A 20,606-nucleotide genomic window follows, 5' to 3' on the forward strand; every position below is an offset into this window, starting at 1 on the left:
GGCGGGAACGGTCAGGGATGACCTTGGGGAAGACCTCAGGCGGTGCGCGTGAAGCGCAGCAGGTCGTCCATCAGCGCGTTGAGGTCGCGCTTGAGCTTGTCGAAGCCGGCGTTGGGCGCGAGGCCGACTTCATCCATGTACAGCTTGCGGTTGATCTCAAGCTGCAGGCTGTTGCGGTTGGCCTGGGGCTGGCCCAGCACCCGCACGATCTCCACGCCCTTGTAGGGGTGGTTGCGCCAGACGTCGTAGCCCATCTCCTTGAGCACGCCTTCCACCCGGTCGGTGAAACGCGTGTCGCAGGTGGTGCCGTCACGGTCGCCCACCACGAAATCCGGGTGTTGCAGGCCGGGGTGCTCGGTCGCGTACTGGGCGGCCTCGCTCGGCATGGAATGGCAGTTGATGTGCCAGACCTTGCCGTGGCGCGCCACGCCTTCGTCCGCCAGCCGTTGCAGCTGGGCGTAGTAGGGCACGTAGTAGCGGTCGATGCGGGACTGGAGTTCGGCCACGCCGAGCTTGCGGTCGTAGATCGGCTCGCCGGTGTCCAGCACGCGCCAGACCAGGCCCTTGCCGAGGCGGGTCTTGGAAGTTTCCTGCTTGGCGCCGGGCCACGGCGCGTCCAGCAGGACTTCGTCGATCTCCCCCAGGCCGCGGTTGGCGTCGAGGTAGCTGCGCGGGAAGCCGGCGCAGAGCAGTGGGATGCCGCGCCCGGGGGCGTCGGCATAGAGCGCATCCACGAAGGTGTCTTCCGCCTGCCGCAGCAGCGGCAGGGGCAGGTTGCCGGCGTAGCGGAAGTCCGCCGGATACGTGGTGCAGCTGTGCGGGGAATCGAGAAAGAGCGGGCTGCTCTCGCCTTCCGGCATGTGCAGGAAGTACGGGCTTTCCGCGGTCTTTCGGTCTGCTTCAGTCATGCTGTGCCTGGGTTTGTTCCGTGGATTAGTCCAGGGAGATCTTGGCGGCGGCTGCCACGCGCTTGTTCTTGGCCACTTCGGTGGAAATCTGCTTGGCGAACTGCGCCGGGGTGTCGCCCACCGGGGTGGCGCCGAGCTTTTCCAGCTTGGCCTTCACTTCCGGCATCGCCAGCACCTTCACGGCGGCGGCGTTCAGCTTGGCCTGGATGTCGGCGGGCAGCTTGGCCGGGGCGATCAGGCCGAACCATGCCGAGTCGTTCACTTCGCCCAGACCCAGTTCGGCGAAGGTCGGCACGTTCGGCAGGGCAGCCACGCGCTTCGGCGCGGCTACGGCCAGCGCGCGGAGCTTGCCGCCTTCGATGAACGGCAGCGAGGAGGGCAGGTTGTCGAACAGCACCTGGACCTGGCCGGCCAGCGCGTCGTTCAGCGCCGGGCCCACGCCCTTGTACGGCACGTGCAGCAGTTCGGTGTGGCTGCTCATCTTGAACAGTTCGCCCATCATGTGCGAGACGCTGCCGTTGCCGGCCGAGCCATAGGCCATCTTGTTCGGCTCGGCCTTGGCCAGCGCGATGAACGACTTCATGTCGGTGGCCTTCACACCCGGGTGGATGCTCATCACGTTCGGCACCGAAGCCAGGTTTGTGATGGGGGTGAAGTCCTTGGTGGCGTCGTATTGCAGGCGCGGGTACACGGCCGGGTTGATGCCGTGGGTCGAGGCGGTGGCGATGCCGAGCGTGTAGCCGTCCGGCGCGGCCTTGGCGAGGTAGCCCGTGCCGATGCTGCCGCCGGCGCCGCCGCGGTTATCCACGACTACGGCCTGGCCCAGTTGCTGGCCCAGCTTGTCGGCCACGATGCGGGCCACGATGTCGGTGGTGCCACCGGCCGGGAACGGCACGACCAGCGTGATCGGCTTGGTCGGATACGTGCCCTGGGCAAAGGCGGGCAGGGTCAGGCCAGCGGCCGCGAAGGCAGTGGCGGCGGCGATGGCTTGGAGCAGGGGACGGCGTTGCATCAGGTCGATTCCGAGGAGGGAAAGAGGGGGAAGAGAGGGAAGAGATTCGAAAAGAACGGTTTTTCCGATTCTGCGCGTGCGTGCAAGGGACTGGCAAACGAAATAAAATCCCCGGATCATTCCAATTGGTATTGAAGGGGTTAGATTTGGGAGGTGAAGCATGCGCCGCTTATGTCCGTCAATGACGGAGTTGCAGGCCTTCGAAGCGGCGGCGCGCCACAACAGCTTTACCGTCGCCGCACGTGAACTACATGTCACACAGGGGGCCGTGAGCAAGCAGGTGCGCAGCCTGGAGGCGTTTCTGGGCGTGGAATTGTTCGAGCGTGTCCGCCAGCGCCTGATGCTGACCGACGCGGGCGAGCGCTATCTGGAGCGCATCCGCCCCAGCCTCAACGAGATCGAGGCGGCCAGTGTGGAGTTGATCGCGCGACAGGGCCGCGGCGGCATCCTCCACATCGCCAGCATGCCTACGCTCGGCGCCAAGTGGCTGATACCGCGCCTGCCGCAGTTCTTCGCCCGGTATCCGGAAGTCACGCTGGAGTTCGTGCCCCATGCCCAGGGCTACGATTTTTCCCAGCCCGATCTCGATGCGGCGATTCGTTTCGGCGATGGGGTCTGGCCGGGGAGCCTGGCCGACTATATGACCGGGCGCGAGGTGCTGCCAGTCTGCCGGCCCGGCCTGCTGGCCCAGGAGCCCGACGGGGTGGCGCGCACGCCGGCGGTGCTGCTGGGCTACCCGCTGCTGCACCACACCACGGTGCCCGAGGCGTGGCCAGACTGGCTGTCCGAGCTGGGCGTCTCCACTCGCCAGGCTTGGAGCGGCGCCCGCTTCGACCAGTTCTCGCTGCTCACGCAGGCGGCGATGTCGGGGCTGGGCATCGCGCTGATTCCGCGCTGCCTGATCGAGGAGGAGTTGGCCACCGGCACGCTGGTGGTCGCCCATCCCGCGCGCGTGCTGGCGCGGAAAGGCTACTACCTGTGCTACCCGGAACAGAAGGCGCACCTGCCGGCGCTGCAGACGTTCCGGGCGTGGGTGATGGAAGGGGTGGACGTGGTGGCGTGAGGGGAAACGAGGGCCTGAACTACTTCGACAGCACCTTCATCGCCTGTTCCAGCCCGGCCAGCGTCACCGGATACATCCGGTTCTTCATGATCTGGTTGATCACCGTGATGGACTGGCGGTACTGCCACAGCCCCTCCGGCTCCGGATTGAGCCAAACAAAGCGCGGGAACTGCTCGATCATCCGATTCAGCCACACCGCCCCGGCCTCGGGGTTGTTGTACTCGACCGAGCCGCCCGGCTGAAGAATCTCATAGGGGCTCATCGTGGCATCGCCGACGAAGATCACCTTGTAGTCGGGCGTGTACTTGTGGATCAGGTCCCAGGTGGCGATCTTCTCGGCGTGGCGGCGCCGGTTGTTCTTCCACACGTAGTCGTACAGGCAGTTGTGGAAGTAGTAGTACTCGAGGTGCTTGAACTCGGTCTTGGTGGCCGAGAACAGCTCCTCCACGCGCTTGATGTGGTCGTCCATCGAGCCGCCGACGTCCATCAACATCAGCACCTTGACCTTGTTGTGGCGCTCTGGCCGCAGCTTGATGTCCAGCAGCCCGGCGTTGGCGGCCGTGGAGTGGATGGTGTCGTCGAGGTCCAGTTCGGTATCGGCCCCCTCGCGCGCGAAGCGGCGGAGGCGGCGCAGCGCCACCTTGATGTTGCGCGTGCCCAGTTCGACCTGGTCGTCGTAGTCCTTGTAGGCGCGCGACTCCCAGACCTTGATCGCGGTACGGTTGCCCTTGGACGGCCCGCCGATGCGGATGCCCTCCGGGTTATAGCCGCCATGGCCGAACGGCGAGGTGCCGCCCGTGCCAATCCACTTGTTGCCGCCCTCGTGCTTTTCCTTCTGCTCTTCCAGCAGCTGCTTCAGGCGTTCCATGAGCTTGTCCAGCCCGCCCATGGCCTCGATCTTGGCTTTTTCCTCGGCGGACAGTTCGCGCTCGAGCGTCTTCTGGAGCCAGTCGAGCGGAATGTCGCTCTTCCAGTCCACCAGACTCTCCACGCCCTTGAAATAGGCGGCGAAGGTCTGGTCGAATTTGTCGAAGTGCTTCTCGTCCTTGACCAGCGTCATGCGCGACAGGTAGTAGAACTCGTCGATCGACGGCGAGATGACCTGCGCGCGCAGGGCCTCCAGCATGGTCAGGTATTCCTTGACCGAGACCGGCAGCTTGGCGTGCCGCAGCGAGAAGAAGAAGTCGATCAGCATCGCATTTCCCTTAATTTCTGGCTGCGATCAGCGCGGCCGCTCGAGCTGGAACTGCAGATGCGCGCGCACGGTGGGCCATTCGCTGGCGATGATGGAGAACACCACCGTGTCGCGCAGCGAGCCGTCCGGCATGCGCGAGTGACTGCGCAGCACGCCGTCCTGCTTGGCGCCCAGCCGGGCGATGGCGGCGCGGCTCTGGTGGTTCATCCAGTGCGTGCGGAATTCCACGGCGATGCAGTCGAGCGTCTCGAACGCGTGGCGCAGCAGCATCAGCTTGCATTCGGTGTTGAGCCCGGTGCGCTGCACGCGGCGCGCGTACCAGGTCGAGCCGATTTCCACGCGGCGGTTGGCACCGTCGACATTCATATAGGTGGTCATGCCGGCCAGCCGGCCGGCGGCGTCGCGCACGGCGAACGGCTGCATCAGGTCGCGCGCCTGGAGGTCCAGGCGGCGCCGGATCTCGGCCTCCATGCCTTCGGGCGTCGGCACGCTGGTGTACCAGAGCTGATGCAGTTCGCCATCGGCGGCGGCTTCGCGCAGGCCGGCAGCGTGGTCGGGCGAGAGCGGCTCGAGCGTGGCGTGGCGCCCGGTCAGCGTGACGGGTTGGACGAAAGCCATGCCGATCAGCGGTTCGCGCGGTTCATGAACACCAGGCGCTCGAACAGGTGCACGTCCTGCTCGTTCTTCAGCAGCGCGCCGTGCAGCGGCGGAATCGCGGCCTTGCGGTCGGGGCTGCGCAGCGCCTCGGCGGGAATGTCCTCGGCCATCAGCAGCTTGAGCCAGTCGATCAGCTCGGACGTGCTCGGCTTCTTCTTCAGCCCCGGCAGGTTGCGCATCTCGTAGAACGCGTCCAGCGCGGCGGCCACCATCTCGCGCTTGATGCCCGGGTAGTGGACGTCCACGATCTGCTGCATGGTGTCCGCGTCGGGGAACTTGATGTAGTGGAAGAAGCAGCGGCGCAGGAAGGCGTCCGGCAGCTCCTTCTCGTTGTTCGAGGTGATGATGACCATCGGCCGGTGCCTGGCCCGGATCAGCTCGCGCGTCTCGTAGACGTAGAACTCCATGCGGTCCAGTTCGCGCAGCAGGTCGTTCGGGAATTCGATGTCGGCCTTGTCGATCTCGTCGATCAGCAGCACCACGGGCTCGTCGGCCTCGAAAGCCTGCCAGAGCACGCCCTTGACGATGTAGTTGCGGATGTCGTGGACCTTGTCATCGCCGAGCTGGGAGTCGCGCAGGCGCGACACCGCGTCGTACTCGTACAGCCCCTGCTGGGCCTTGGTGGTCGACTTGATGTGCCATTGCAACAACGGCATGCCCAGCGCCGCGGCCACTTCCTCGGCCAGCATGGTCTTGCCGGTGCCGGGCTCGCCCTTGATCAGCAACGGCCGCTGCAGCGTGCGGGCGGCGTTGACGGCCAGCTTCAGGTCATCGGTGGCAACGTACTGGGCGCTACCCTCGAAGCGCGTGGACGGGGACGGATTGGCGTTGGCGGGCGTGGACATGAGGCAACCTGTTTTAGGCGGAATGGGCCAGTATAAAAGCAGAAACCGATTCGCGTTTAGTGGGGGACACCCGGGGCTGGTCGTCTGGACTGCCACGTGCCGCCTGCGGTACAATGCGCCGGTTTGACGCGCCCCCAAAGTCAAGTTCCCACATGCCCGGCAGTCTGCCCGTTGTCATGCAGATCCCCCGGTGCCGGCAACAAGCGCGAGATGGTTGCAGAATGGTGTCAGAGCACCCGCGGCACATCCACAACGCTTTTCCGCGATTGCATCCCCACCCCCGTTCCTAAACCGTCTCCGGCCAGCAGGGCAGGTCACGCACGGTTTAACACTTCCCAATCATCTAAAGACAATGAAAAAGCTCCTCACGATGGTGGTGTTGGGCGCGGCCGCAACGGCTGCGCAGGCCCAGGACGCAAAGGGCAATGCGGACACTGCCAAGGACAAGGTTGCAATGTGCATTGGTTGCCACGGCATTCCGGGCTACCGTGCATCGTTCCCGGAGACATACGAAGTACCGATGCTGGGCGGCCAGACCGCCAAGTACATTGAAAACGCGCTCAAGAGCTATCAGAAGGGCGATCGCAAGCATCCGACGATGCGGGCGATTGCCGCGAGCCTCTCGGACAAGGACATTGCAGACGTGGCGGCCTACTACTCGCAGCAGAAGGCCGATACCAAGAACAACACGCTGAAGTAAGAGGCTCAGAGACATGAAGACGCTGATGACGCTGAACAAGCTCCGATTTGCGGTGGGCGCGCTCGTGCTGGGCGCTGCCACCCTCCCGGCCGCCGCCGCCGACATCGCCGCCGGCAAGGCGCTGGTGGAGAAGGGCGCCTGTGTGGCCTGCCACGGTGCGGGCCTGAACGCCCCGATTACGCCCGACTATCCCAAGCTGGCTGGCCAGCATGCGGATTACCTCTACCACGCGCTGGTGTCGTACCAGATCAGCGGCAACCCGCAGGTGGGTCGTACCAACGCGATCATGGCTGGCCAGGTCAACGCCAACCCGGCCGTGACCGACAAGGCCGGCAAGCCGCGCCCGTTCACGCGCAAGGAGTTGAAGGACATCGCCGCGTATATCGAGTCGCTGCCCGGCGACCTGGTACTGAAGAAGTAAGTCCCCACGCGGGGATGTAAAAAAAGCCGCTTCCGAGGAAGCGGCTTTTTTGTTGCGCCGGCGCTGAAGCTGGAGCGCCCGCAGAGGCTTCAGTTGCCGCTGCCGGTCACCAGGCGGCGCTGCTTCACCGCATTGGCCAGGGTTTCGAGCACGGTCACGGAGTCGTCCCAGCCGATGCAGGCATCGGTCACGGACTGGCCGTAGGTCAGGTTCTCCACCGGGGTGCCCTGCACGTGGTCCTGGCGGCCGCCCACGAGGTGCGACTCCACCATCACGCCGACGATGCGCTGGTCGCCCCCGCCGATCTGGCGGCCGATGTCCTCGCAGACCGGGATCTGGTTCTCGTGCTTCTTGCTGCTGTTGGCGTGCGAGGCATCGACCATCAGCCGCGCGGCAAGACCCGCCTTCGAGATGGCGTCGCACGCTTCCTGCACGCTGGCGGCGTCATAGTTCGGCGTCTTGCCGCCGCGCAGGATGATGTGGCAGTCCTCGTTGCCGGACGTCGACACGATGGCCGAGTGGCCGCCCTTGGTCACCGACAGGAAATGGTGCGGCTGCGAAGCGGCCTTGATCGCATCGACGGCGATCTTGACGTTGCCATCGGTGCCGTTCTTGAAGCCCACCGGGCACGACAGCCCCGACGCCAGCTCGCGGTGCACCTGCGATTCCGTGGTCCGGGCGCCGATCGCGCCCCAGCTGACCAGATCGGCAATGTATTGCGGGCTGATCATGTCGAGGTACTCGGTGCCGGTCGGCACGCCCAGCTCGCTGATGTTCAGCAGCACTTCGCGCGCGGTACGCAGGCCGTCGTTGATCTTGAAGCTGCCGTCCATGTGCGGGTCGTTGATCAGCCCCTTCCAGCCCACCGTGGTGCGCGGCTTCTCGAAATAGACCCGCATCACCACTTCCAGCTCGTTGGCGAAGCGGTCGCGCTGCACCTTGAGCATCTTGGCGTATTCCAGCGCGGCACGGGTGTCGTGGATCGAGCAGGGTCCGATGATGACGATCAGGCGGTCGTCCATGCCGTGCAGGATGCGATGCATGGCCTGGCGGGCACCGTAGATCACGTCGGACGCTGCCTCCGAGCAGGCGAACTCGCGGATCAGGTGCGCGGGCGGCAACAGTTCCTTGAGTTCGCGAATACGCAGGTCGTCGGTGTTCTTCAACATGATGGCTCCGGGTCTTTGTGAGGTCGTTAGTCTGGTGGTGGGTTGCGACGCGGACGTGGCGGGGATAAAAAAAGCCGCCAGGTTCGCTGGCGGCTTTTTCTGAATTTCGGGCTACTTACAACTGTCCCTCTCCATCCGCCAGCGGTGCGAGATCGCTAAAAAAGTAAAAGTAAAACTTGGCGGACATGGCGGTGTTTCGGGTCAGCTTGTGTCGGAATCTGGGTGATGCGTCGAATTTATGCTGTGGTGCGCGATGAAAAGGCATTTAATTGCGCGGCCATCGGTCAAATCATGGCTCGCAATCGCCACACGCCCGACAACGAAGCATCTTTATATCGCTTTTCAAGATCGATGGCAAGCGTCAATCGCGTGGAATCGCAACAGATTTCGCCAAAAACGGCAGGCCGCCGCCATCGATCCCGGTCCGTCACAGACTTCAGGCGGTGCCGCCCACGGTCATGTTCTCGATCCGCAGCGTCGGCTGGCCCACGCCCACCGGCACGCTCTGGCCTTCCTTGCCGCACACGCCCACGCCCGAGTCCAGGCGCATGTCGTTGCCGATCATGGTCACGTCCTTGAGCGATTCGGGGCCGTTGCCGACCAGCGTGGCGCCCTTGACCGGCGTGGTGATCTTGCCATCCTCGATCAGGTAGGCCTCGCTGGCCGAGAACACGAACTTGCCGTTGGTGATGTCCACCTGGCCGCCGCCGAAGTTCACCGCGTACAGGCCGCGCTTCACGCTGGCGATGATCTCCGCCGGGTCCTTGTCGCCGTTGAGCATGTAGGTGTTGGTCATGCGCGGCATCGGCAGGGCGGCGTAGCTCTCGCGGCGGGCGTTGCCGGTGACCGGCATCTTCATCAGGCGCGCATTGAGCGTGTCCTGGATGTAGCCGCGCAGGATGCCGTCCTCGATCAGCGTCGTGCATTGCGTCGGGTTGCCCTCGTCGTCGAGGTTCAGCGAACCGCGCCGGTTGGCCAGCGTGCCGTCATCGACGACGGTCACGCCCTTGGCCGCCACGCGCTCGCCCATGCGCCCAGCGAAGGCCGACGAGCCCTTGCGGTTGAAGTCGCCCTCCAGCCCGTGGCCGACGGCCTCGTGCAGCAGCACGCCGGGCCAGCCCGGGCCGAGTACCACGGTCATCGCGCCGGCCGGGGCGGGGCGCGCCTCCAGGTTCACCAGCGCCGACGCCACGGCTTCATCCACATACTTGGCCAGCAGTTCGTCGGTGAAGTAGCCGTAGGCGTAGCGGCCACCGCCGCCCGAGGAACCCACCTCGCGCCGCCCGTTCTGCTCGGCGATCACCGTGACCGACACGCGCACCAGCGGACGCACGTCGGCGGCGATCACGCCGTCGCTGCGTGCCACCAGCACCACGTCATATTCGCCGGCCAGCCCGGCCATGACCTGCACCACGCGCGGGTCCTTGGCGCGCGCCATCTTCTCGATGCGCTCCAGCAGCGCCACCTTCTCGGTGGCGGTCATCGAATCGAGCGGATCGTTCGGCGTATAGAGGTTGCGCCCGGTCTGGGAGGCCAGCGCGCCGGCCACCTTCACGCGGCCGCTGCCGCTCTTGCCGATGGTGCGCGTGGCCGCCGCAGCCTGCGACAGCGCCGGCAGGCTGATGTCGTCCGAATAGGCGAACGCGGTCTTGTCGCCGGATACGGCGCGCACGCCTACGCCCTGGTCGATGCTGAAGCTGCCCGACTTGACGATGCCTTCCTCCAGGCTCCACGCCTCATTGCGCGTGTACTGGAAGTACAGGTCGGCATAGTCGACCTTGTGCGTGAAGATGTCGGCCAGCACGCGCTGGAGCTTGGCCTCGTCGAGCCCATACGGCGCCAGCAGCAGTTGCTGCGCCGTGGCCAGGTTGCGGATTCCGAGATCACCGGCGTTCATGATTGTCCTTTCAGCATTCATTGAAGCCGGCACGGGCCGGCTTCAGATCGTAGTCGTTGGGGTAGATGCTACAGCACCCGATGGCGCAGCGCCGGCAGGTTCTGGCGGACTTCCGCCAGCCGCGCCGGGTCGATCACGCCGGCCACCACGCCTTCGCCCTCGGGCAGCACGCCAAGCACCTCGCCCCACGGATCGACCAGCATCGAGTGGCCCCACGTGCGGCGGCCGTTTTCGTGCTTGCCGCCCTGTGCGGCAGCCAGCACATAGCACTGGTTTTCGATCGCCCGGGCGCGCAGCAGGATCTCCCAGTGCGCCTGGCCCGTGGTGTAGGTGAAGGCGGCCGGCATCAGAATCAAGCTCGTGCCGCCGCCGGCGGCCAGATGGCGGTACAGCTCGGGGAAGCGCAGGTCGTAGCAGACCGACATCGCCACGCGTCCGCACGGCGCCTCGAAGGCCACCGGCTCGGTCCCGGCCAGGATGGTGCGGGACTCGTCGTAGCTTTCGGTGCCCTTGGTAAAGCCGAACAGATGGATCTTGTCGTAGCGCGCCACGCGCTCGCCGCGCGGGTCGAAGGCGAGCGAGGTGTTGTAGACCCGGCCTGCGTCGCCGCAGTGCAGCGGCAGCGTGCCGCCCACCAGCCAGATCCGGTGGCGCCGCGCGGCATCGGCCAGGAATTGCTGCACCGGCCCGTCGCCGTCCTGCTCGCGAATCGCGACCTTGTCGGTCTCCTGCCGGCCCATCATGCCGAAGTACTCGGGCAGCAGCACCAGTTCGGCACCGCCGCGCACGGCTTCGGCGATCAGCGCGTCGGCGCGGACGAGATTGGCATCGAGCGATGTGCCCGTCACGGTCTGCACGGCGGCGACGCGGAACGGGGCCGAAGGTGTGGCGGAAGGTGTGGCTGAAGGCGGGGCGGAAGCGGTCATCGTGGGGCGTCCTGTGTCTGGGCGGCCAGCCGGTTCCTAGCGAAGGAACTCGGTCGCGCGGTCCTGGATCGACGGCTGTCGGGGCTTATTGTCCTCCACTTTCGTGATCTTGGGATCGGCCCAGGATCCGGACACGTGATAGTGCAGCGTGAACACCTTGGAGAACTCGTCCGCGAACAGCAACTGGGCGGCCAGCGTGCCGATGCCGAGCACCGGATTGATGAACGCGGCCGCCACCGAGGTAGTCGTGGCGTTGATGCGCGGCACCACCGAGACCTGGAGGTCCTGGGTCTCGCGCAGCAGGTTGGCCGTGCCGCTCATCGACGCCATCATCTGGCTGCTCTTGAGCTGGAATTCGTCGATCTTGCCGACGCCGTTCTCGATCGTGCCGCTGCCGGTCAGGTCGTCGAAGACCACGCCCCGGTTGGACAGGCTGCGGAAATCGAGCGTCGCGAACTTCAGCAGGCTTTGCAGGCTCAGCACGCCCAGCAGGCGCGCGGCGCCCGGCTCCACGCTGAGGATCTGGCCATTTTCCAGTTTCAGCGAGAGCCGGCCGGACAGCGACGGGTAGTCGATCGACAGCGGCGAGCCGCGCCACGCGATGCGGCCTTCGAACGCGCCCTTGCCGTCGCGCAGCGTGTGCGCCATGCCCATGCGGTCCAGCACGTCGCCGGCGTCGCGGATGTCGAGCTTGAAGTTCAGCAGCGTGCGGCGGCCCTCGGTGGGAGAGGCGTTGCCGCTCGCCACGGCATCGCGCAGGCGGCGCGGTACGCGCCAGGTGCCATTGCCGGTCAGCGTGGCGCCCGGCTGTTCGATGGTGAGGTTGTCCAGCGTCCAGACTGGCTCGTTGCCGGCGTGGCTGGTGTGCGCCTTGACTTCCAGCTTGCCGAAGTCCTTGCCGCGCAGGATGAACTTGTCCGCCACGAGGTCCAGGGCGGGCAGTTCCTCGATATTGCGCGCCATGGTGTCGACGGCATGGCCGTCATCGGCGGCTTCGGGGATGTCCAGCCGCGACAGCCGCACGGACAGCGCGCCGGACGGCGTGTTGGCATCGCGCCGCCATTGCGCCGTGCCGGCGATCTGGCGCGAGGTCATCTGCGCGTTCCAGCCGCTGCCTTCGCGGGTGGCGTCGAGCGAGACGTCGTCGAGGCTGCGTCCGAAGGCATCGAGCGCCTTGGCGCGCACGGTCACGCGCTCGGGCAGGAAGGGCGAGTTGCGATCGACGTTGTTCGGGTTGTCGCGGCCCGGCGCGGCCGGCGATGGCGCCGTGCCGCCCAGCGCGTTGCGCCAGGCATCGACGTCGAACCGCTCGGCGGTCAGTGCGGCCGTGACGCCGGTCGCCGGCTGAGGCGCCGGCTGGCCCACGCCGATGCCGCCCGAGATGACCTCCAGGCCCTCGGCGCCGCGCCGCAGGACATAGCGCGCCGCCACCGCGTTGCCCAGTTGCACGGTCAGATCGTCCTGCCCGGCGCGGGCCGCCGCCGTGGCGGGACGCAGGTCGAAACGCAGCGGCATTTCCTGCGCAGCCGTCTTGACCAGCGGCGCCGGCAGGTTCAGCGCCATGCCGACGAGGCTGGAGCCCACCTGGATCTGGAGATGCTTGTCGCGGATGCCGATCTCGGCGTTGTAGGCGGTGGCGCCTTCCATATGCGTGCCCGCGCTGCTGCCCGCCGCGGCCAGCGCGTCGCGCAGGCCGGCCGCCGTGGCGGTGCCGCCCACGGTCACGCGCGTGGTGCCGTCGGACTGGGTGCCGCCCCCGATCCGCGTCTCGCCGCCAAGGAAGCGGCCGCGCACGTTATCGAGCCGGAAGCCGTGCTCGTTGAAGGCCACCACGCCGGTCGCGCCGTAGAGCGTGGGCAGTTCCGGGAACAGCGTCACATCGTTGCCGGGGAAGCGGAACTGGCCGTCGACCTTGGTGCCGGCTGCGTGATGCAGCGGCAGGTCGAGTTTCAGCTTCAGGTCGCCCTGACCGGGTGCGTGTGAGTTTTCCGTCACGTTTCCGGTCCAGCCCTTGACCGGGGTATTGGCGATGAAGCGCAGGAAGCTCTGCACCGGCCCGTTGGCCATGCCATCGATCATCAGGTGGCCGTGGTCGCTCAGATCGTCGATGCGGCCGTTGACGTTCTGCAGCACCACGCCCGGCACGCCGCGCACTGCCGCGCGCTTGGCCAGGAAGGTCAGGCTGCCGCGCTCGAACATCACATTGCCCTGGATGTCGGTGAAGTCGGGCCAGGCCGTGCCGGCGTTGGCATTGCTATTTCCGTTGCCGTTGGTCTTGCCGTGGCCGTTGCCATTACTGTTGCCGGTCACGCCACCATTCACGTTCGGCCCGGTCTCGTGTGGGGCCACCTGGTAGCTCACGTTCTGCACCGGAATCTCGGCGCGGAAGTCGCCCGCCTTCTGGAACGGGGGATGGAACGGGAAGTGGGCCAGGTCGCCCTTGATCAGGAACTTGGCGCCGGTGGCCTCACCGCCGACCAGCGCGCCGCCCAGGTAATGGCGCGTGCTGGGCAGCGTCAGCGGCAGGTAGCGGACGATGCGGTTGGCCAGGGCGCGGTCCAGTTCGCCCGAAATATCGGCGATGCCGCCATGGCCGTCGCCGCCGGCGTGCCAGCCGCCGCGCACCGTGCCGGCCGTGTCGGCGTTGGCAAAGCGCACGCCATCCGTGTGCACCGCGAGCTTGCCGGACTCCTGCGTCCAGCGGATCTCGCCGCGCAGTTCGTCGAACGGGATGCGCGGCTCCTCGAACACGCCCGGGAACATCAGCGCGGCATCGGTGCTGTCCACGCGCGCGGTGCCCTGGCGGTCATCGAAACTGAAATTGCCCGAAATCTGGGCGAAGCCGGGCGTGCCGGCGCGGGGCAGGCCATCGGCAGCCATGGCCGGCACGGCCGGCTGGCTGTTCACCGAAACCTTGCGCAGCGTGCCCTGCACTGCGTAGTGGGATGCCCCCGGGGCGCGTGACAGCATCCCGGCACGGTCGCGCGACCACGCCACGTCGAGGTTGTCGATATGGCCGGCCGGCTGGAGCGCGCGCAGTTGGCGTAGCAGCGCGGTGTCCAGCGGCAGGGAGGTGGCGAGCGCGCGCACCGTGTTCAGGTCGAACGTGGGCGCCTTGAGCGCGAACTTGCGCAGTTCGCCCTGGTTGTCGCGGGTCCAGTTCACGGTGACCTTGCGCATGCCTTCGCGCCAGGACGTATCGGCGCTCGAAGGCGGCCCGGCCAGCGGCTCGGGCTGCCAGAGCAGGGTGTCGATGGTCAACTGGTGGTTGCCGGCACGGTCGCCCTTGTGCAGCAGCAGCGCCTGCGCGTTGGCCAGCTTCAGCGGCTCGGCGGCGCCGGCCAGCTGCAGGTCCACGCCCGTGGCGCGCATCCGCATCTGGCTGCCGATCAGGTGGCCTTCGCGGAAATCGACCGACCCGGACGTGCTGAAGACGCCGCTGTCCACGTGGTCGAAGATGGCGAGGTAGCGCTGCACCACCGGCAGCTGCATCTGGCTGAAGTCCCAGTTGGCCTGGCCGGTCCAGTGGCGCCAGTCGCCGGTGGCGCGCAGGTAGTCGTGACGCAGCGCGGCCTGGAAGACCAGTGGCTGGGGCGCCAGCGAGGCGCTGCGTGCCTCCAGCCGGACCGTGTGCTGGGCGCCGTTGCGGTGCGCGGTGAAATGGATGTCGGCCACGTCCAGTTGCGGCAGGCGGGCCTTTTCGTCGAGCCAGCGCAGGTTGCCGCTCATCAGCTCGATATGGCCCTGGGCCAGCAGCCAGTTCAGGAACGGATCGTCATTGGTCGTGGACGGGTGCGCCTCGATCGGCACGCCGGCCACCAGCAGGCGGCCCTCGGGCGTGCGGCGCACGAGCACATCGGTGCGCTCGGCCATCAGGCTGGCGAACTGCAGGGTCAGCGCCGGCACGGAATGCCAGGAGAGCTTGCCGTCGAGGATGCCGGCGGAGAGCAGCACGCGCTGCTGGCTGTCCACGGCGCGCACGTTGCGCGCGCGGAACGCCGGATGCCAACCGTCCCAGAATGTATCCAGCTCGCCGATGGTCAATTGGGCGGTCAATGCCGCCGAGCCTTGCTGCTCCAGCCACTGGCGCGCAGTATGGGCCTGCGGCCACAGCACGAAGCGGATCAGCAGCACCGCCATCACGGCGAGTGCGGCCAGCGCCAGCACGATGCGCACCAACATTCGCCAGAGCCGGGGCCAGACCGGATGCACGACGCCGGCACACAGCGCGCGCCAGCCGCTACGGGCGGCCGCACGCAGCCGCGCACCCACGCCGGACGCCACGCTGGGCGCGGGTGCGGAGGAGGATTGAGAAGCCTGGGAAGCCTGCCCGGCGGTGGCGGCGGACGCCTCGGCAGCGGCGCTGGCGGACGTTGAACCGTCGGCGGGCGCGGCAGGGGCGGCGGGGCGTCTGGACATGCGCAGATTATCCGACAATACTAGCCGCTCTCCAAAGTGGTCGATAAGGGTGCGTTGTTGCGCCACCGCGTATCGCCACGGCGCCTGCCCGCATTGCAAAGTTACTGGAATGACTGTCCCTGATCCGACGAGTTCCGCCGCGGGCGCCGCCCCGGCTCACCCCCTTCCCACCGAGGCGCCGGATGCGCCGCCTGGACCCATCGGCAACATGGTCGAAGGGGCCTATGCCACGGTGATGGCCAGGGAGTTACCCGCCACGGATTCCAATGCCGCCGGCGAGGGCGACGTATTGTACTCGGGGCAGGCCTCCCATTACGCCCGCCGCGTGCTCCAGGCGCGCCCCGAACTGGCCGCCGTGGTGGCCGATGCCGCCCGGGCGCCCCTGACGCGTGCGTGGATGGAGTCGCGGCTGCAGGCGCTCCACGCCCCGTCCGCCGATGCCGAAGCCGCCGCCGCCCAGGCGCTGCGCCGGCTGCGGGCCGAAGTCATGTGCGTGGTAATCGAGCGCGACCTGCGCGGGCTGGCCCCGCTCGGCGAGATCACGGGGGCGATGACCGACCTGGCCGAACTCGGCATCCAGTTCGGCCTGCGCGTGCTCGGCGACGACCTGGTCGCCACCTACGGCCGGCCCACCGGCGCCCAGAGCGGCGAGGTGCAGGAGCTGGTGGTGGTGGGCATGGGCAAGCTGGGCGGGCGCGAACTCAACGTCTCGTCAGATATCGACCTGATCTTTCTTTATGACGAGGATGGCGATACCCAGGGCGGGGCGCGCAGCCTCTCGAACCACGAATATTTCATCCGAGTGGGGCGGCGCCTGATCAACCTGCTGTCCGAGGTGACCGCCGACGGCTACGTGTTCCGCGTGGACATGCGGCTGCGGCCCAATGGCGATGCCGGCCCGCTGGTGTGCAGCCTGGGCATGCTCGAGGAATACCTCGTCGTGCAGGGCCGCGAGTGGGAGCGCTACGCGTGGATCAAGGGCCGCGTGGTGTCCGCGCTGGACACGCCGCACGCCACGCGCACCGCCGCGCTGCTGGGCCGGCTGACCACGCCGTTCGTGTTCCGGCGCTACCTCGACTATGGCGTGATCGCCGCCATCCGCGCGCTGCACGCCCAGATCCGTGCGGAAGCGGCCAAGCGCAGCGGCGGGCTGGCCGGCCACGGCGTGAACCAGCGCTCGTTCAATATCAAGCTCGGGCGCGGCGGCATCCGCGAGATCGAGTTCATGGCGCAGGTGTTCCAGTTGATCCGCGGCGGCCAGGACCCCGCGCTGCGCGTGCGGCCGACGCTCGAAGTCCTCGACGTCGCCGTGGCCCGCAACCTCCTCCCGGCGGGGCAGGCCGAGCAGTTGGCCGATGCCTACCGCTTCCTGCGCCAGCTGGAACACCGCCTGCAATACCGCGACGACGCCCAGACCCACCACCTGCCGACCAGCGAGGATGAACAGCTGGCCGTGGCGCGGATGATGGGCTACGAGGACTGGCCTGCGCTGGTCGCCCAGATGGATGGGCTGATGGCGCCCGTGGCGCAGCAGTTCGAAGCCACCTTCGCCGATCCGTTCAGCGACCCGGACGCGCCGCAGTGCGAGGCGCTCTGGCCCGAGATCGTGCGGGAAGGGCAGGGCTCGCGGCCCACGCAGGACGGCCCGGACGAGACCGATCCCGAGTCCTCGCCATGCCAGCGCCTCCAGGCGGCCGGCTTCAGCGACTGCACCGGCCTCTACGACCGCCTGCGCGCCATCGCCACCTCGGTGCGCTACCGCGCGTTGTCCGAGTCGAGCCGGGCGCGCTTCGACCAACTGGTCAACCGCGCGCTCGACCTCGCCAACAAGCAGGACGATGCCGACAGCACCATCGCCCGTTTCCTCGATTTTCTCGATGCGATCAGTCGGCGAGCCTCGTATCTTTCGCTGCTGTCCGAGTACCCGCAGGCGATGGATCGCGTCGCCCAGACGCTGCATGCTTCGCGCTGGGCGGCGGCCTACCTGACGCGCCATCCGCAACTTCTGGACGAACTGCTCGATAGCGAGGCCCTGGCGAGCGCGCCGGACTGGCCCGCCTTCCGTGCCCGCGTGGCCGAGCGCCTGCAGGTGGCGCACGGGCAGATCGAGATGCAGATGGACATCCTGCGTCGCGAGCACCATGCCGAAACCTTCCGGATCCTGCTGCAGGACCTGCACGGCCTGCTAACGGTGGAGCAGGTGGCCGACCGTCTCTCAGATCTGGCCGATGCGATGCTCGAAGTCACGCTCGGGGCGGTCTGGGCCCAGTTGGCCACGCGCCACACCGAGACACCGCGCTTCGCGGTCATCGCCTACGGGCGGCTGGGTGGCAAGGAGCTGGGCTATGCGTCCGACCTCGACATCATCTTTCTTTATGACGATGACCACGAGCGCGCGCCTGACGTCTACGCAGCCTACGCTCGCCGCCTGATCACGTGGCTCACGAGTCACACGGCGGCCGGGATGCTGTTCGACGTGGACATGCGGCTGCGGCCCAACGGCGCGGCGGGGCTGCTCGTGACGAGCTTCGACGCGTTCCGGCGCTACCAACTGCGCGAGGGCGACAACACGGCCTGGGTCTGGGAGCATCAGGCGCTCACGCGGGCGCGCTGGTGCGCCGGCGACAGCGAGATCGGCGCGCGCTTCGAAGCACTGCGCGAAGAGGTGCTGCGCCAGCCGCGCGACGCCGCCGCGCTGCGCGACGAAATCGTGCAGATGCGTGCCAAGGTGGCCGAGGGCCATCCCAACCCCATGCCGCTGTTCGACCTCAAGCACGACCGGGGCGGCATGGTCGACATCGAATTCACGGTGCAGTACCTCGTGCTGCTGCACAGTGGCGCGCATCCGTCGCTGACCGGGAACAAGGGCAATATCGCGCTGCTGCGCATGGCCGGCGAGTTGGGTTTGATCGACAAGACCGTCGCTGTGGCCGTGGGCGATGCCTACCGGCTATTCCGCGCACGCCAGCACAAGCTGCGGCTCGATGGCCAGGACCAGGCGCGCGTGCCGCCGGCGTCCGTGGCGGAGCAGGCCACGCAGGTGCGAGCCCTGTGGAGCGCAGTCTTCGGTGAGTAGTTCGGCCCCGCCCCAGCCCGACCACGGCTGGCCGGCCATGCTGGCGACCATCGCCGGTGTGGCCGGGGTGGCCGCGCTGTTCACCTTCGTCCCCTGGCTGCACGCCCACGGGCTGTACCTGCGCGATGCCGTGCGGCTGGACGGCCAGTGGTGGCGCCTGGCCACGGCAATGTGGGTCCATCTGGACTGGCGCCACTATCTGGTCGACTTGGCCGCGGCCGCAGGCTTGCTGCTGCTGGCCGGCCGCGCCACCCGCATCCGCGAGATGCTGGCCGTGCTGGTCATCAGCGGGCTGGCCGTGCAGGTGGCCTTGCTAAGAATCCCCTCGGTCGGCTGGTACGGCGGGCTCTCCGGCGCGCTCCACGGCCTGGCCCTCTGGACCGGCCTGCGCCTGCTGCAAGCCCCAGGCGTCTCGCGCGTGATCGGCGTCATCACCTGCCTGGTGGTGATCGGCAAAGTCTGGACCGAGCAGTCCTGGCTCGCCGCTCTCGTCTTCGACCCCTCCTGGGGCTTCAGCATCGTCCGCGCGGCCCACGCAGCCGGCGCAATCGCCGGGCTGGCGTGCTGGGTCCTGCAGGAATGGTGGCGCACGCGGCGCGGGAATGACGCGGGGCGCTAGCGAACCCGCCGCCGCATCCCAAATCCCACCACACCAATTCCCAGCAACACCACCGCGCTCCAGGGCGCGATGGCCCCACCGCCACCACCACCGCCTCCGCTATCCGAGGCCACCGGCGCGGGGGCGGGGGTTGCCGTGGCGGCCGGGTTCGCGGCGGCCACCAGCGCGCCGTCGGCGTCCAGCAATCCTGCGCCGCATTTGCCGACGTTGGCACTGGCCGTGCAGTAGGTATTGGCGGGATGGGCGCGCGCGGAGCTTTTCAGGCCAGCGGTGACCTGGGCTGGCGTCAGCGCGCCGTTGACCGCGAACATCATCGATACCACGCCGGAGACCATCGGCGCGGCGAAGCTGGTGCCGGCCGAGTTGCTGATGACGAAGTTGCCGGCGGTGGTCGTGCCGGAATTGCTCAGCGTGCGGATCAGCGACGAGCCGCCGGGCGTGGAGCAGGTGGGTGTGTTGCCGACCATGACCACGCGCGAGTTGCCGCAGCCGCCGCCCGGGGCGCTCAGGGCGACCTGCGGGCCGACGTTGGCGAAGCTGGCGTTCTCGCCATCGTTCGCGTGAGCGGTGACGGCGATGACGCCGGTGCAGTCGGCGGGGGCTTCCACGGCACCGGCCGAATTGCCGGCTGCGGCCACGACCACTACGCCGGCGGCGTTCAGGTCGTTGACGGCCTGCTGTTCGATGGACGAGCAGCTGCCGCCGCCCAGGCTGATATTGACGACCTTGGCGGGCGTCGGATTGGCCGGCACGCCGGGCACGGCGAGCCCGCCGGCCCAGCGCATGCCATCGACCGTATCGGACAACAGCGCGCCGCAGCGGCCCGAGACGCGCACCGGCTGGATCCGCGCGGCCCAGTCCACGCCGGCGATGCCCACGCCGTTGTTGGTCAGCGCGCCCAGCACGCTGGCCACGCGCGTGCCGTGCCACGTGCTGTTGGCCTGTCCGCTGCCGTCCTGACACGTCTGGCCGGCCGGCACGAAATCGCCCGGATCGATCGGATCGCTGTCGCGGCCATCGCCGTCATTGGAGACGGCGGTGGTGCTGATGAAGTCGTAGCCAGGCACGAGCCGGTCGATCAGGTCCGGGTGGGGCAGGTAGCCGGTGTCGACCACGGCCACCACGATGCTGGCGTTGCCGCGCGAGCGGTCCCAGGCGCGTGTGAGGTTGGCGGCGCCCACGACCTGGCTCGGCAGGGCCATATAGGTCTGGGCGCTGGCGAATTCGGGGTCGTTGGGAATGGAGTCGTGCAGGCGCAGCCAGCGGTCGGGCACCGCATCGGCGATGCGCGGGTCCTGGCGCAGTCGCTTCGCCACCGTTTCGGGGTTGTCGCCCTTGGTGTCGGTCACGCTCATCAGTTGCAGCGTGCCCGCCATCGACCGCTTCACGCCGAGCGCCAGGCCCGTGTTGGCCTCCACGTTGCGCATCTGGGTGGACATCTGGGTGGAGGTGGCGGGCTGGCTGCCGTCCCGCCAGCGCACGATGTAGTTGCCCGTGTAGACCGGCGCGGCCCGCGCTCCGGCGGCGCCCTGCGCGGTCGCCGGCAGGCTCCAGCAGGCGGCTACCGCCAGCAGTGCGGCGGACAGCCCTTGGGCGGCGCGACGGCCGCGCTTCAGCGTGTGGTGTGGCATCTACGACTCCTGGGGGCGTTGGTAGTGCGATGCGAACTGCTGAACTGCTGAGCTACAACCTACAGGAA

The 20,606-nt window shown here is 67.7% G+C and carries 15 protein-coding genes; 5 read left to right on the forward strand and 10 right to left on the reverse strand.

Annotated elements, in window-relative coordinates; translation table 11 throughout:
* Nucleotides 1-35: 35 nt before the first annotated feature.
* Nucleotides 36-908, reverse strand: a complete 873-nt coding sequence (locus AC1DEL_RS09530; RefSeq protein ID WP_092292499.1) for an N-formylglutamate amidohydrolase — start codon at nt 906-908, stop codon at nt 36-38.
* Nucleotides 909-933: 25 nt separating this feature from the next.
* Nucleotides 934-1,920, reverse strand: coding sequence for a Bug family tripartite tricarboxylate transporter substrate binding protein (locus AC1DEL_RS09535; protein ID WP_092292501.1), 987 nt, complete (start codon nt 1,918-1,920; stop codon nt 934-936).
* A gap of 160 nt (nt 1,921-2,080) precedes the next feature.
* Between AC1DEL_RS09535 and AC1DEL_RS09540 the strand changes: the two genes are divergently transcribed.
* Nucleotides 2,081-2,983, forward strand: a complete 903-nt coding sequence (locus AC1DEL_RS09540; RefSeq protein WP_092292503.1) for a LysR family transcriptional regulator — start codon at nt 2,081-2,083, stop codon at nt 2,981-2,983.
* 19 nt (nt 2,984-3,002) lie between these two features.
* On the opposite strand, the gene AC1DEL_RS09545 is transcribed toward AC1DEL_RS09540, so the two are convergent.
* Genes AC1DEL_RS09545 through AC1DEL_RS09555 form a run of 3 tightly spaced genes read right to left on the reverse strand, consistent with a single transcriptional unit; the run spans nt 3,003 to nt 5,680 of the window.
* The gene (locus AC1DEL_RS09545) at nt 3,003-4,178 is read right to left on the reverse strand and encodes a vWA domain-containing protein (RefSeq protein WP_441592025.1); all 1,176 of its coding nucleotides are present in this window, start codon (nt 4,176-4,178) and stop codon (nt 3,003-3,005) included.
* Between the two features lie 27 nt (nt 4,179-4,205).
* A complete protein-coding gene (locus AC1DEL_RS09550) occupies nt 4,206-4,796 on the reverse strand; it encodes a GNAT family N-acetyltransferase (protein ID WP_092292507.1) in 591 nt (196 codons plus the stop codon).
* A gap of 5 nt (nt 4,797-4,801) precedes the next feature.
* Nucleotides 4,802-5,680 carry an AAA family ATPase gene (locus AC1DEL_RS09555; protein ID WP_092292509.1) on the reverse strand — a complete coding sequence of 293 codons (879 nt, stop codon included), beginning with the start codon at nt 5,678-5,680 and terminating at the stop codon, nt 4,802-4,804.
* 352 nt (nt 5,681-6,032) lie between these two features.
* On the opposite strand from AC1DEL_RS09555, the gene AC1DEL_RS09560 reads away from it, so the two are divergent.
* Nucleotides 6,033-6,380, forward strand: a complete 348-nt coding sequence (locus AC1DEL_RS09560) for a c-type cytochrome (protein WP_477125577.1) — start codon at nt 6,033-6,035, stop codon at nt 6,378-6,380.
* Between the two features lie 22 nt (nt 6,381-6,402).
* Complete coding sequence (locus tag AC1DEL_RS09565) at nt 6,403-6,801, forward strand: c-type cytochrome (protein ID WP_369823396.1); 399 nt, start codon at nt 6,403-6,405, stop codon at nt 6,799-6,801.
* Nucleotides 6,802-6,890: 89 nt separating this feature from the next.
* Here AC1DEL_RS09565 and aroG read toward each other — a convergent pair whose 3' ends face one another.
* From aroG to AC1DEL_RS09585, 4 genes are all read right to left on the reverse strand, one after another.
* Nucleotides 6,891-7,970, reverse strand: a complete 1,080-nt coding sequence (gene aroG, locus AC1DEL_RS09570; RefSeq protein ID WP_177219872.1) for a 3-deoxy-7-phosphoheptulonate synthase AroG — start codon at nt 7,968-7,970, stop codon at nt 6,891-6,893.
* 436 nt (nt 7,971-8,406) lie between these two features.
* Nucleotides 8,407-9,867: a metalloprotease TldD gene (gene tldD / locus AC1DEL_RS09575; RefSeq protein WP_092292517.1), complete on the reverse strand. Its 1,461-nt coding sequence runs from the start codon at nt 9,865-9,867 to the stop codon at nt 8,407-8,409.
* A 68-nt stretch (nt 9,868-9,935) separates the two neighbouring features.
* A complete protein-coding gene (locus AC1DEL_RS09580; protein ID WP_441592029.1) occupies nt 9,936-10,793 on the reverse strand; it encodes a carbon-nitrogen hydrolase family protein in 858 nt (285 codons plus the stop codon).
* A 36-nt stretch (nt 10,794-10,829) separates the two neighbouring features.
* Nucleotides 10,830-15,212 carry a YhdP family protein gene (locus AC1DEL_RS09585; protein ID WP_477125576.1) on the reverse strand — a complete coding sequence of 1,461 codons (4,383 nt, stop codon included), beginning with the start codon at nt 15,210-15,212 and terminating at the stop codon, nt 10,830-10,832.
* 208 nt (nt 15,213-15,420) lie between these two features.
* Between AC1DEL_RS09585 and glnE the strand changes: the two genes are divergently transcribed.
* Both glnE and rrtA read left to right on the forward strand, forming a co-directional pair.
* Nucleotides 15,421-18,288, forward strand: coding sequence for a bifunctional [glutamate--ammonia ligase]-adenylyl-L-tyrosine phosphorylase/[glutamate--ammonia-ligase] adenylyltransferase (glnE, locus tag AC1DEL_RS09590; protein WP_477125612.1), 2,868 nt, complete (start codon nt 15,421-15,423; stop codon nt 18,286-18,288).
* A gap of 37 nt (nt 18,289-18,325) precedes the next feature.
* Entirely contained in the window at nt 18,326-18,907 is a 582-nt protein-coding gene (gene rrtA / locus AC1DEL_RS09595) for a rhombosortase (protein ID WP_092292525.1), read from the forward strand.
* Here rrtA and mprA read toward each other — a convergent pair.
* Nucleotides 18,904-20,538, reverse strand: coding sequence for an MprA protease, GlyGly-CTERM protein-sorting domain-containing form (mprA, locus tag AC1DEL_RS09600; protein ID WP_092292527.1), 1,635 nt, complete (start codon nt 20,536-20,538; stop codon nt 18,904-18,906). The genes rrtA and mprA overlap by 4 nt on opposite strands.
* Nucleotides 20,539-20,606 lie beyond the last annotated feature (68 nt).

The sequence above is a fragment of the Cupriavidus sp. 10L43_2 genome (genome assembly GCF_056395265.1).

Excerpts from the sequence above, each read along its gene's own strand:
- AC1DEL_RS09550 (WP_092292507.1), bottom strand. The coding sequence starts at position 4,796 with ATGGCTTTCGTCCAACCCGTCACGCTGACCGGGCGCCACGCCACGCTC.
- AC1DEL_RS09545 (WP_441592025.1), bottom strand. The coding sequence starts at position 4,178 with ATGCTGATCGACTTCTTCTTCTCGCTGCGGCACGCCAAGCTGCCGGTC.
- glnE (WP_477125612.1), top strand. The coding sequence starts at position 15,421 with ATGGTCGAAGGGGCCTATGCCACGGTGATGGCCAGGGAGTTACCCGCC.
- aroG (WP_177219872.1), bottom strand. The coding sequence starts at position 7,970 with ATGTTGAAGAACACCGACGACCTGCGTATTCGCGAACTCAAGGAACTG.
- AC1DEL_RS09560 (WP_477125577.1), top strand. The coding sequence starts at position 6,033 with ATGAAAAAGCTCCTCACGATGGTGGTGTTGGGCGCGGCCGCAACGGCT.
- rrtA (WP_092292525.1), top strand. The coding sequence starts at position 18,326 with ATGCTGGCGACCATCGCCGGTGTGGCCGGGGTGGCCGCGCTGTTCACC.
- AC1DEL_RS09580 (WP_441592029.1), bottom strand. The coding sequence starts at position 10,793 with ATGACCGCTTCCGCCCCGCCTTCAGCCACACCTTCCGCCACACCTTCG.
- AC1DEL_RS09555 (WP_092292509.1), bottom strand. The coding sequence starts at position 5,680 with ATGTCCACGCCCGCCAACGCCAATCCGTCCCCGTCCACGCGCTTCGAG.
- AC1DEL_RS09540 (WP_092292503.1), top strand. The coding sequence starts at position 2,081 with ATGCGCCGCTTATGTCCGTCAATGACGGAGTTGCAGGCCTTCGAAGCG.
- AC1DEL_RS09535 (WP_092292501.1), bottom strand. The coding sequence starts at position 1,920 with ATGCAACGCCGTCCCCTGCTCCAAGCCATCGCCGCCGCCACTGCCTTC.
- mprA (WP_092292527.1), bottom strand. The coding sequence starts at position 20,538 with ATGCCACACCACACGCTGAAGCGCGGCCGTCGCGCCGCCCAAGGGCTG.
- AC1DEL_RS09530 (WP_092292499.1), bottom strand. The coding sequence starts at position 908 with ATGACTGAAGCAGACCGAAAGACCGCGGAAAGCCCGTACTTCCTGCAC.
- AC1DEL_RS09585 (WP_477125576.1), bottom strand. The coding sequence starts at position 15,212 with ATGTCCAGACGCCCCGCCGCCCCTGCCGCGCCCGCCGACGGTTCAACG.
- tldD (WP_092292517.1), bottom strand. The coding sequence starts at position 9,867 with ATGAACGCCGGTGATCTCGGAATCCGCAACCTGGCCACGGCGCAGCAA.